The sequence below is a fragment of the Massilia terrae genome, from assembly GCF_024753145.1.
In the GTDB taxonomy this organism is placed as follows: Bacteria; Pseudomonadota; Gammaproteobacteria; order Burkholderiales; family Burkholderiaceae_D; genus Telluria; species Telluria terrae.
Genome location: NZ_JANUGU010000005.1, coordinates 278,350 through 289,459, shown reverse-complemented (window position 1 = coordinate 289,459; position 11,110 = coordinate 278,350). Strand labels below are relative to the sequence as shown.

The window sequence follows — 11,110 nt, the reverse complement described above, 5'->3', positions numbered from 1 at the left end:
CCTCCGCCGGGACGACGGAGTTTAGTGGTGCGGGACGTAGAGCGAGCGCGCCAGCAGGTGACCGGCGATGTAGCCACCCACCAGCCCCCCAATATGCGCCGCGTTATCCGTGTGTGGATACACCAGGCCAGCGGCGATATTAAATAGCAGGAATCCCCCCAGCGACCCGCGCAGATCCTTTACGATCGTCGGCGGCACCCCGCTATCCGGCCTGCGGATAAACGCCAGCAGCCCCCCGATAATCCCGAAGATCGCCCCCGACGCCCCCACGCTGTTCACCTGCGTATTCCACGCCACGCTGGCGATGCTGCCGCACACCCCCGCGATCATGTAGAGCGCAATGAAGCGCGCGCTGCCGAACATGCGCTCGACCAGCCGCCCCGCCTGCCACAGCGCGTACATATTGAAGCTGATGTGCAGCAGACCGCCATGGATGAACATCGAGGTCACCAGCCTCCACCACTGCCCGTGCAGCGTCAACGGTCCCGCGTTCGAGCCCCAGCGCACCAGCTTCGCCGAATCCGCCGCCGGCGAACCACCCGAAGGATCGAACATCATCAGCACGTACACGGCGATATTCATCGCCAGCAGCGCGAAGATCATCGGCGTGCGCGGCGTCCAGTGGTCGATCCGGTCATGGAACACGGCGCTCTCCGCCATCTCGGTCGCGAATTCCGGTGTCTGCCGCGCCGGCAGCAGCCTGAGGATGTCCTCGATGTCGACCGGATTGGGCACGTCGAAGCCGACCTTCTCGTCCTTCTTCACGCCGACGATCTCGAACTCGACCTGCTTGCCATCGGTGCAGGCGTTGACGATATCGACCACGCGCACGCGCTGCTCCTCGGGGGCGGACGCGCGCAGGGTGCGGTAGCGGCTCCCGCGCAGGACCACGAAGTCCGGCTCGAAGCTGATCGAGCCCATGCCGTTGAAGTTGAACGGATTCCCCGCGCGGCGCCTGCCGCCGGCACGGAATCGGACCTCGAAGCGCGGGCCTGCCGTCATTCCTGCGCGTCTTTGGGACGGGGCTTGCGGTCGTGCTGCCACAGCACGTCGCTGCCGCCGGCGTAGCGGTTGAGCACGCGCGCCAGCACGAACATCAGGTCCGACAGGCGGTTCACGTACTGGCGCGGCTGCGCGTTGATGTCCTCGTCCTTCGACAGCGCGACGATGCTGCGCTCGGCGCGGCGGCACACGGTACGGCACACGTGCGCCAGCGAGGCCGCGCGCGAGCCGGCCGGCAGGATGAACTCCTTCAGGCGCGGCAGGTCAGCGTTGTACTTCTCGAGCAGGCCGTCGAGCCGCGCGACGTGGTCGTCGGTGATCAGCTGGTAGCCCGGGATGCACAGTTCGCCGCCGAGGTCGAACAGGTCGTGCTGCACCGTGACCAGCTCGTCGCGCAGCGCCGCCGGCATGTCCTCGCACAGGAGCAGGCCGACGAAGGAGTTCAGTTCGTCGACTTCGCCGAGCGCCGCGATGCGCGCGCTGTCTTTACCGGTGCGGCTGCCGTCGCCCAGTCCGGTGCTGCCGTCATCGCCGGTTCGCGTGGCGATTTTTGAAAGTCGATTGCCCATGTTTATGCCTAACGTGCAAAAAAAGATAGCTGGAGGATACGACAAAACACGCTTATTGTGCCTACAATCTCCCTATGAACGCGCCCGCTTCCACCAATCCCGAACGCCGCCGGCAGGTATCGGACGCACTGCGCACGCGGCTGCCCGCGCACTGCGTCCTGTCCGACCCCGAAGATACCCGTCCTTACGAATGCGATGGCCTGGCGGCTTACCGCCAGCTGCCGATGATCGTCACGCTGCCCACCAGTGAGGCCGAGGTGCTGGAAATCCTCAATGTGTGCCGGGAGCTGCAGGTACCCATCGTCCCGCGCGGCGCAGGCACCGGCCTGTCCGGCGGCGCGCTGCCGATCGCGGAAGGCGTTGTGATCTCGACCGCGCGCCTGAACCGCATCGTCCGCGTCGCCCCCTACGCGCGCACCGCCGTGGTCCAGCCGGGCGTGCGCAACCTCGCCATCTCGGAGGCGGCCGCGCCGCACGGCCTGTACTACGCGCCGGACCCGTCCTCGCAAATCGCCTGCACCATCGGCGGCAACGTGGCCGAAAACTCGGGCGGTGTGCACTGCCTCAAATACGGCCTGACCGTGCACAACGTGCTGCGCGTGCGGGTCGCCACCATCGACGGCGAGATCATCGAGCTTGGCAGCGAGGCGCTCGACGCGCCGGGCCTGGACCTGCTGGCCGTGTTCATCGGCTCCGAGGGCATGCTGGGCATCGTCACCGAAGTGACGGTCAAGCTGGTGCCCAAGCCGGTGCAGGCGCGCGTGATCATGGCGTCCTTCGACGACGTGGTCACCGGCGGCAATGCGGTCGCCAGCGTGATCGCGGCCGGCATTATCCCCGCCGGTCTCGAAATGATGGACCGCACCTCGGCGCGCATGGTCGAACCGTTCGTGAAGGCCGGCTACGACACCGAGGCTGCCGCCATCCTGCTGTGCGAGGCCGACGGCACCGAACTCGAAGTGGCCGAGGAAATCGAGCGCATGGCAGCGGTGCTGGATGGCGCCGGCGCGACCGCGATCGCCGTGTCTTGCGACGAGGCGGAGCGCATGCGCTTCTGGTCCGGCCGCAAGAACGCCTTCCCGGCGGCGGGCCGCATCTCGCCGGATTACTACTGCATGGACGGCACCATCCCGCGCAAGCGGCTGGCCGAAGTCCTGACCGGCATCGAGCAGATGGAGACCACCTTCGGCCTGCGCTGCGCCAACGTGTTCCACGCCGGCGACGGCAACCTGCATCCGCTGATCCTGTTCGACGCCAACCAGCCTGGCGAATTCGAACGCGCGGAAGCCTTCGGCGCCGCGATCCTCGCGCTGTGCGTGGAAGTCGGCGGCACCATCACCGGCGAACACGGCGTGGGCATCGAGAAGATCAATTCGATGTGCGTGCAGTTCCGCCGCGAGGAGCTGGACGCCTTCTTCGCGGTGAAGCGCGCCTTCGATGTGCCGATGCTGCTCAATCCCGACAAGGCCATCCCGACGCCGCACCGCTGCGCCGAATTCGGCAGGATGCATGTCTCGGGCGGCGCGCTGCCGTTCCCGCACCTGGAGCGCTTCTAGAATATGCAAGATATTGAATACTTTCGTGAGCGGGTACTCGCGGCGGCTGCGCGCAAGGGCGCGCTGCGCATCCGCGGCGGCGGCACCAAGGACTGGTACGGCCAGCACTTCGACGGCGACATCCTCGAAACGCGCGGCTACCGCGGCATCGTCGACTACGAGCCGACCGAGCTGGTGATCACGGCGCGCTGCGGCACGCCGTTGGCCGAGATCGAATCGGCGCTGGCCGAACGCAACCAGATGCTGGCCTTCGAGCCGCCGCACTTCGGGCCGAACGCAAGCTTCGGCGGCGCCATCGCGGCCGGTCTGTCCGGCCCGCGCCGCGCCAACTGCGGCGCGGTGCGCGATTTCGTCCTCGGCGCCAAGGTCATGGACGGCAAGGGCGAGGTTCTATCCTTCGGCGGCCAGGTAATGAAGAACGTGGCCGGCTACGATGTCTCGCGCCTGATGGCCGGCTCGCTCGGCACCCTGGGCCTGCTGCTGGAGGTGTCGGTCAAGGTGCTGCCGTGCGCGGTGCGCGAAACCACGCTGCGCTTCGACATCGACGAGATCGCCGCGCTCCGCAGGCTGAACGAGTGGGGCGGCCAGCCGCTGCCGGTGTCGGCGAGCTGCTGGCACAACGGCGTGCTGGCGCTGCGCCTGTCCGGTGCGCAGGCCGCGGTGGATGCGGCGGTCAAGTCGCTGGGCGGCGACATCGTCGAAAACGCCGACCAGTTCTGGCTCGCGCTGCGCGAACAGCAGCATCCCTTCTTCGATGGCGACGAAGCGCTGTGGCGCCTGTCGGTGCCGTCGACCACCAGCGCGCTGGTGCTCAAGGGCGCGCAGCTGATCGAGTGGGGCGGCGCCCAGCGCTGGCTGCGTGCGCCGTCGGATGCCGCCGAGAGCATCCGCGCCACCGTCGCGGCGGCTGGCGGCCACGCGACCCTGTTCCGCGGCGGCGACAAGCGCGTCGGCGTGTTCCAGCCGCTGGCGCCGGCGGTCGCGCGCATCCACGAGCGCATGAAGGCGGCATTCGATCCGTCGAACGTATTCAATCCCGGACGGATGTACTGAACCATGCAAACCAACCTGGCCGATTTCATCAAAGGCACGCCCGAAGGCGCGGAAGCGGAAGCGATCCTGCGCGCCTGCGTGCACTGCGGCTTCTGCACCGCGACCTGCCCGACCTACCAGCTGCTCGGCGACGAACTGGATGGCCCGCGCGGCCGCATCTACCTGATCAAGCAGGTGCTGGAAGGCGCCGAGCCGACCCACAAGACCCAGCTGCACCTGGACCGCTGCCTTACCTGCCGCAATTGCGAATCGACCTGTCCTTCGGGCGTGAAGTATGGCCGCCTGGTCGACATCGGCCGCAAGGTAGTGGAGCAGCGCGTGGCGCGTCCGCTGGGCGAGCGCATCAAGCGCACCACGCTGAAGGAAGCGCTGCCGCGGGCGGGCCTGTTCAAGGCCGGGTTCAAGGCCGGCCTGATGGCGCGTCCGCTGTTGTCGGCCAAACTGCAGGACAAGCTGCAGCCGCCGCGCCCGGCGGGACAGTGGCCGACCACCCAGCATGCACGCAAGATGCTGGTGCTCGACGGCTGCGTGCAGCCCGCCATGGCGCCCAACATCAACGCCGCCACCGCGCGCGTGCTCGATGCGCTGGGCGTGCAGCTGGTGATCGCGCCCAAGGCCGGCTGCTGTGGCGCGCTGCGCTACCACATGAACGACCAGGACGGCGGCCTTGCCGACATGCGCCGCAATATCGATGCATGGTGGCCTTACGTCGATCAGGTCGAGGCGATCGTGATGACGGCGTCCGGTTGCGGCGTCACGGTCAAGGAGTACGGGCACCTGCTTCAACACGACGGCGCCTACGCCGCCAAGGCCAAGCGCATTTCGGAGATGACGCGCGACCTGTCGGAAATCATGCCGCAGTTCGAGGCGCAGCTGGCCGAGCGCATGAAGGGCAGGGTGGGCAAGCGCGTCGCCTACCATCCGCCGTGCACGCTGCAGCACGGCCAGCAGATCCGCGGCAAGGTCGAAGGCGTGCTGCGTGCGGTGGGCGTGGATGTGACGCTGTGTGCGGAGAGCCATCTGTGCTGCGGGTCGGCGGGGACGTATTCGGTGCTGCAGCCGGAAATCTCAATGGCGCTGCGCGATCGCAAGCTGACCCACCTCGAAGCGACCGGCGCGGACGAAATCGTATCGGCCAACATCGGCTGCCTCACGCACCTGCAGTCGGGGACGGATATTCCAGTGGCGCACTGGATCGAGCTGATCGACCGGGCGCTTTGAGCTGGACCGAATAATAGGAGAGAACGTCGCGAAGGCGGGAACGGCGATCTCTTTTTTGCGAGGGCTAGGATCGGTCACCTTGCTGACACAATCGGCCGATAGACTTCGGCTGATATGTCGACCACTGGCCGCCGAAAAATCCTGTTATTGAGTGTCTCCGCCGGCGCAGGCCACATGCGGGTAGCGGAGGCCTTGCGGGTGGAGGCGGCGCAGGCGCTGCCCGACGCCGAAGCGATCCACCTGGACGCCCTCGAATTCGTCACCCCGCGCCTGCGCCGCATCTACTCGCAGTTCTACCTGTCGCTGGTGCAGCGCGCCCCCTCGCTGTGGAGCCACGTCTACCGCATGACCAACGAAGCGCGGCCCGGCGGATGGACCAACCGGATCCGCCGCCGCGTCGAGCGCCGCGATTGCCAGAAGCTGGTCGACGAGATCGCCCGCATCGAACCGGAACTGATCATCTGCACACACTTCCTGCCGGCCGAGATCCTGTCGCAGCAGATCGGCGCCGGAGAGCTGAGCTGCCCGGTGTGGGTGCAGGTGACCGACTACGACCTGCACCGCATGTGGGTGCACCCGCATATCGATGGCTACTTCGCCACCAATAGCGAGGTCGCGTTCCGGATGCGCGAGCAGGGCATCGCACCAGGGACCATCCACGTGACCGGCATGCCGATCATGCCGGCTTTCTCGCGCAAGCCCGAACGCGCCGGATGCGCCCGCGAGCTCGGCCTCGATCCGGGCGTGACGACCTTCCTGCTGATGGGCGGCGGCGCCGGCATCGGCGGCCTGAGCGCGACCGCGCGGCGGGTGCTGGACCTGCCTGGAAAATTCCAGCTGATCGCACTGGCCGGCAAGAACGAGGCAGAGCTGGCGAAGCTGCAGGCGCTGGCGGCCGCGCATCCCGGCAAGCTCGCGCCGCAAGGCTACACCAACAAGGTCGAACGCCTGATGGCCTGCGCCGATCTCGTGATCACCAAGCCCGGCGGCGTCACCACCGCCGAATGCCTCGCGATGGGCCTGCCGATGATCGTGATGTCGCCGATTCCCGGCCAGGAAGACCGCAACGCCAACTACGTGCTCGAACACGGCGCGGCCTTGCGCGCCTTCGACCTGCCATCGCTCGAATACCGCCTGCGCTACCTGATGGCGCATCCTGGGAAACTGGATGCGATGCGCAGCCGCGCACAGATGCTCGGCCGCGTCGATGCGGCCGGGCGCGTCATCAAGACCGTCTTGAAGAAAGTGGAGATCCATGCCTGATTTCGCGCTGCCGTTCGTGATGCCCATCGTTGGCGTGTTCCTGCTGGCCTGGCTGTTCGCCAATGCGGAGGTCCACATCGAAGGCGATGCCGGCTGGGCTGCGAACCTGCCCACCTGGCGCATCGAAAACCACTGGCTGCTCGATGTCTTCTGGGGCGGCCGTCCCATGACCGGCTACCACGCGTGGATCTTTTCCTTCATCGGACTGGTCTTCCACTTCCCGCTGTTCGTGATGGCGCAGTGGTCGTTCCACCTCGAAGCGCGTGTCGCAGCCTGCGTGATGTTTTTCTGGATCCTCGAGGACTTCCTGTGGTTCGTCATCAACCCGGCCTTCGGCGTGAAGCGCTTCAGGCAGGAGCACATCCACTGGCACAAGCGCTGGGTGCTCGGCGCGCCGGTCGACTACTGGATGTTCGGCCTGGTCGGCGCCGCGCTGTACGTGTACTCGTTCCGGGTCTAGGTATCGAGCATCAGCGCGTGGCGCACGCGTCCGCATAGTTCACGCGGCGAGCGCGAAATGATCTCCGTCGGGATCTCGAATTTTCCGGCCAGGCGGTCATGGTCCTCGAAGCCGTACGACACCATGAACGGATGCATGCCGGTGTTGACCGCCGCCAGATAATCCTTGTGCTCGTCGCCGCACACGTACGACAGCGCGGGATTGATGCCGAAGCGGACGCGGATCTGCCGGAACTGCTCGGTCTTCGTTTCGCTCAGCGGGATGTGGGCGACGAAATCGAGTTCCTTGATGTCGATGTCGTGGCGCTGGAACAGCTTGCCCAGCGTCTCGATCGGCTCATTGGTGATGTTGCGCGTGACCAGGCCGACCGCCACGTCGGGCGCGGCCACCAGCGACTTGATCAGGTCGGCGACGCCGTCGTACAGGCGGGCGTCGGCGCGATACACCTCGGTCAGCGTCTGCACGATCTTCGCACGGCTGCTCTTGCGCAGGTTCTTGCCGAGGATGGAAGGGAACTCCTTCAGGCCGCCCAGGTATTTGAAAAGGTGGTGGCGCTTCTGGAACCGCGGTTCGTCGCCCAGCGTCAGGCCGTGCATCGAGAAGGCGGCTTCGATGGCCGAATACGCGTCGATGGTGGTGCCGTCCGCGTCGAGGATAAGGAGGCGCCGGTAGCGTCCGTACATGTCGGTTTCCCGTGGCTGCATTGCCGCGATGATCGGGCATCACTATTACATGCGTGTGACAAGGCCGCCCGCGCCGGGATTTTGTTGTTTGTAAGTATTTGAGAGCGCTGTAACGCTTTGTAAGGACGGTCAACAGATGAGGGTGGCGCCCCGTTTTCGGCTCAGTGACACAGCAAATGTGCACGAAACCAAAATCAAACCTAGGAGCCACTATGAACAAAGTTATCGCTACCCTGATCGCCGGTCTGTTTGCAGGTGCCGCATTTGCCCAAAGCCCGGCTCCGGCCACCGCGCCCGCCGCCGCACCGAAAGCTGAAGTGCAGCACGACAAGGCCGTCGCCAAGGCAGAAGCCAAGCACACGGCGGCCGTCGCCAAGGCAGACGCCAAGGAAGCGAAGGATGTGGCCAAGACCGACGCCAAGGAAACCAAAGCCGCCGTGAAGACCACCGGCAAGGAAACCAAGGAAGCGGTGAAGGCCGAAGCCAAGGGCGCCAAGGAAGCCGTCAAGACCGAAACCAAAAGCACCAAGGAAGCGGTGAAGACCGAAGCCAAAACCACCAAGGAAGCCAAGGCCGAAGCACCGAAGAAAGACATCGTGACCGCCAAGGCAGAAACCAAGCATGAAGCCAAGGTCGAGAAGAAGGCAGCTGCCAAGACGGAAGCCGCACCGGCCAAGTAATCGCCGCCTGCAGCACCAGAAAGCCCGCCAGGTCGCGGGCTTTTTTTGTATTTTGTTGCCGAGCTTTAAGCAGGAACGCAAGCCGGCAATACCTCCAGCCCCGCGTCGCGATACTTCGAACAACGCAGGAACAAGCGCCGTTGGCCGGGCTATATTTCGTCATCGCGAAGCGAGGATGAGAGCCATGCGTAAGAGTATTGTTGCCGCGGTGTTGGTCCTGTCGGCCAATGCCGTTGGCGCACAAAGCAGTGCGGACCTGGTCAGGCTGAGTGGCCGGGACATGCCGGCGGAACATGGCAAGCCCCAGGACATGAGCTTTGTCGAAACCCGGCGTGGCGCCGACGCGTCGCTGGTCGAAGTGACGATGCCGCCCGGCCCGCTCACGGTGTCCTCCGCCATGTTCATCTTGAAAGGCCTGTGCAGCGTGGCGGAGAGCCGTGGCAAGCAATATTTTCGCGCCGTGCAGCTGGCGCACAAGCCCCTGCGCCTGGGCGTGACGTTTCCGGAAGAACCTGGCCCGCAGGACACGCGGGTCACGAGCGTGACGGACCGCACCTTTTCGCAGGCGGAATGTTCCCTGCTAAATTTCTGACAAACAGGTTCAGGCCGCCAGGAGCTTCTCGATATCGCCGGCGATATCTTCCGGCTTGGTCTGCGGCGCATAGCGCTGCACCACCGTGCCATCCTTGTTGATGAGGAACTTGGTGAAGTTCCACTTGATCATTTCCGTCCCCAGCACGCCTGGCGCCACTTCCTTCAGGTACTTGAAGAGCGGGTGCGCGTTGTCGCCGTTCACGTCCACCTTGGCAAACATCGGGAAGTCCACGCCGTAATTCTTTTCGCAGAACGCGCCGATCTCGGCCTCGTTGCCCGGTTCCTGCTTGCCGAACTGGTTGCACGGAAAGCCCAGCACCGCGAAGCCGCGGTCCCTGAAGCGTTCGTACAGATGCTCCAGCCCGGCGTACTGCGGCGTGAAGCCGCATTCGCTCGCGGTATTGACGATGAGGAGGACATTGCCCTTCCAGCGCGCCAGGTCGGTTGGCGTGCCATCGAGCGAGTTGGCTTGGAAGTCGAAAGTGTTCATGTTCAAACTATACCGCGAAAGCCACGCCCGGTGCGCCGTGGTAGCATGGCGGCCCGTTTGTTTGGACCGAAGGATGTGATCGTGAGTTTCGTGTTCCGGCTGTGGTCGCAGGATGAAGAGTCCGAGCCAGCGATCGTGTTCGAGGACAGCACCAGCCCCGGCTTCGTGCCGCTGTGGGAAGCGGTCGGCTGCTACGATGCCCTGTACAACAGCGACGGCAAGCGCGCCCGCGAGCTGTCGCGCGATATCGCCTACGGCGTCGACCGCATCGCCGGGGACGACAGGCTGGCGGGCGTGATCCCATCCAGCCTGTCGCTCGGCGAGGCGCTGCGCTTCCTCGAAAACGTCCTGCGCGGCTGCGTGACGCAGGCGAACGCCCGCGTCGCCACGTCCTAGTCAGAACTAGATAATCCCCAACGACTCCGTGCCCGCCGACAGGTCGCGGTTCTTGGTGTGCTTGGAATTGAGCTTGATGTTCAGGCGCAGGTCGTTGACCGAGTCCGCATTCCGCAGCGCGTCTTCGTAGCTGATCTTGTCGGCCTCGTAGAGGTCGAACAGCGCCATGTCGAAAGTCTGCATGCCCAGCTCGCGCGACTTCTTCATGATCTCCTTGATCTCGTGGACTTCGCCCTTGAAGATCAGGTCCGAGATCAGCGGCGAGTTGAGCATAATCTCGATCGCCACCACGCGGCCCTTGGCTTCCTTGCGCGGGATGAGGCGCTGCGAGATCAGGCCCTTCAGGTTGAGCGACAGGTCCATCAGCAGCTGCTGGCGGCGCTCTTCCGGGAAGAAGTTGATGATGCGGTCCAGCGCCTGGTTGGCGCTGTTGGCGTGCAGCGTGGCCAGCGCCAGGTGGCCGGTTTCGGCGAAGGCGATCGCGTGCTCCATCGTCTCGCGGTCGCGGATTTCGCCGATCTGGATCACGTCGGGCGCCTGGCGCAGCGAATTCTTCAGCGCCGCGTCGAAGCTCTCGGTATCGACGCCCACTTCGCGCTGCGTGATTACGCAGTTCTTGTGCGGGTGGACGAATTCGACCGGGTCCTCGATGGTCAGGATGTGGCCATAGCTGTTCTCGTTGCGGTAGCCGACCATTGCCGCCATCGTGGTCGATTTACCGGAACCGGTCGCGCCCACCATGATGACCAGGCCGCGCTTGGTCATGATCACTTCCTTCAGGATCTCCGGCAGATCGAGGTCTTCGAGCTTCGGGATGGTGGTCGTGATCACGCGCAGCACCATGCCGACCGCGCCCATCTGCTGGAAGGCCGAGACGCGGAAGCGTCCGAGGTCGCCCGGGCTGATCGCGAAGTTGGCTTCGCGCGAGAGCTCGAAGCCGGCCGCCTGCTTGTCGTTCATGATGGCGCGCGCCAGGTCGGCCGTGTGCTGCGGCGTCAGGGCCTGGCTCGACACCGGCGTCATCTTGCCGTCGATTTTCATCGCGGGCGGAAAGCCGGCGGTGATGAACAAGTCCGAGCCGCCCTTGCTGGTCATCAGGCGCAGCAGGTCGAACATGAATTTTGAAGCCTGGTCGCGTTCCAT

At 65.2% G+C, this 11,110-nt stretch carries 13 protein-coding genes; 8 read left to right on the top strand and 5 right to left on the bottom strand.

The annotated features are described in order from the left end of the window. Window positions 1-21 precede the first annotated feature (21 nt). Both NX778_RS16415 and NX778_RS16410 read right to left on the bottom strand, forming a co-directional pair. Window positions 22-1,002, bottom strand: coding sequence for a rhomboid family intramembrane serine protease (locus NX778_RS16415; protein WP_258812844.1), 981 nt, complete (start codon window positions 1,000-1,002; stop codon window positions 22-24). Then, a complete protein-coding gene (locus NX778_RS16410) occupies window positions 999-1,571 on the bottom strand; it encodes a cob(I)yrinic acid a,c-diamide adenosyltransferase (protein WP_258812843.1) in 573 nt (190 codons plus the stop codon). Before NX778_RS16410 ends, NX778_RS16415 begins: the two co-directional genes overlap by 4 nt. 74 nt (window positions 1,572-1,645) lie before the next feature. On the opposite strand from NX778_RS16410, the gene NX778_RS16405 reads away from it, so the two are divergent. The 5 genes from NX778_RS16405 to NX778_RS16385 all read left to right on the top strand — a co-directional run bounded on the left by NX778_RS16405 (window position 1,646) and on the right by NX778_RS16385 (window position 7,124). Beyond that, window positions 1,646-3,127 carry an FAD-linked oxidase C-terminal domain-containing protein gene (locus NX778_RS16405; protein WP_258812842.1) on the top strand — a complete coding sequence of 494 codons (1,482 nt, stop codon included), beginning with the start codon at window positions 1,646-1,648 and terminating at the stop codon, window positions 3,125-3,127. Window positions 3,128-3,130: 3 nt separating this feature from the next. Beyond that, window positions 3,131-4,180: a glycolate oxidase subunit GlcE gene (gene glcE / locus NX778_RS16400; protein ID WP_258812841.1), complete on the top strand. Its 1,050-nt coding sequence runs from the start codon at window positions 3,131-3,133 to the stop codon at window positions 4,178-4,180. Window positions 4,181-4,183: 3 nt separating this feature from the next. Next, window positions 4,184-5,401 carry a glycolate oxidase subunit GlcF gene (gene glcF, locus NX778_RS16395; protein ID WP_258812839.1) on the top strand — a complete coding sequence of 406 codons (1,218 nt, stop codon included), beginning with the start codon at window positions 4,184-4,186 and terminating at the stop codon, window positions 5,399-5,401. Window positions 5,402-5,575: 174 nt separating this feature from the next. Further along, the gene (locus NX778_RS16390) at window positions 5,576-6,664 is read left to right on the top strand and encodes an MGDG synthase family glycosyltransferase (protein ID WP_258812838.1); all 1,089 of its coding nucleotides are present in this window, start codon (window positions 5,576-5,578) and stop codon (window positions 6,662-6,664) included. After that, the gene (locus NX778_RS16385; RefSeq protein WP_258812836.1) at window positions 6,657-7,124 is read left to right on the top strand and encodes a hypothetical protein; all 468 of its coding nucleotides are present in this window, start codon (window positions 6,657-6,659) and stop codon (window positions 7,122-7,124) included. Before NX778_RS16390 ends, NX778_RS16385 begins: the two co-directional genes overlap by 8 nt. On the opposite strand, the gene NX778_RS16380 is transcribed toward NX778_RS16385, so the two are convergent. Further along, window positions 7,121-7,807 carry an HAD family hydrolase gene (locus tag NX778_RS16380; RefSeq protein WP_258812835.1) on the bottom strand — a complete coding sequence of 229 codons (687 nt, stop codon included), beginning with the start codon at window positions 7,805-7,807 and terminating at the stop codon, window positions 7,121-7,123. The genes NX778_RS16385 and NX778_RS16380 overlap by 4 nt on opposite strands. A gap of 212 nt (window positions 7,808-8,019) precedes the next feature. Here NX778_RS16380 and NX778_RS16375 point away from each other — a divergent pair, with 212 nt between their 5' ends. Both NX778_RS16375 and NX778_RS16370 read left to right on the top strand, forming a co-directional pair. Then, complete coding sequence (locus NX778_RS16375; RefSeq protein WP_258812833.1) at window positions 8,020-8,487, top strand: hypothetical protein; 468 nt, start codon at window positions 8,020-8,022, stop codon at window positions 8,485-8,487. A gap of 184 nt (window positions 8,488-8,671) precedes the next feature. Beyond that, entirely contained in the window at window positions 8,672-9,079 is a 408-nt protein-coding gene (locus NX778_RS16370) for a hypothetical protein (RefSeq protein WP_258812832.1), read from the top strand. A 9-nt stretch (window positions 9,080-9,088) separates the two neighbouring features. Here NX778_RS16370 and NX778_RS16365 read toward each other — a convergent pair whose 3' ends face one another. Next, window positions 9,089-9,571 carry a glutathione peroxidase gene (locus tag NX778_RS16365; RefSeq protein ID WP_258812831.1) on the bottom strand — a complete coding sequence of 161 codons (483 nt, stop codon included), beginning with the start codon at window positions 9,569-9,571 and terminating at the stop codon, window positions 9,089-9,091. A gap of 81 nt (window positions 9,572-9,652) precedes the next feature. On the opposite strand from NX778_RS16365, the gene NX778_RS16360 reads away from it, so the two are divergent. Beyond that, on the top strand, window positions 9,653-9,967 hold the full coding sequence (locus tag NX778_RS16360) for a hypothetical protein (protein ID WP_258812830.1): 315 nt from the start codon (window positions 9,653-9,655) through the stop codon (window positions 9,965-9,967). A gap of 6 nt (window positions 9,968-9,973) precedes the next feature. Here NX778_RS16360 and NX778_RS16355 read toward each other — a convergent pair whose 3' ends face one another. Then, window positions 9,974-11,110 (bottom strand): PilT/PilU family type 4a pilus ATPase, encoded by a 1,137-nt coding sequence (locus NX778_RS16355; protein ID WP_258812829.1) that lies wholly within the window; start codon window positions 11,108-11,110, stop codon window positions 9,974-9,976.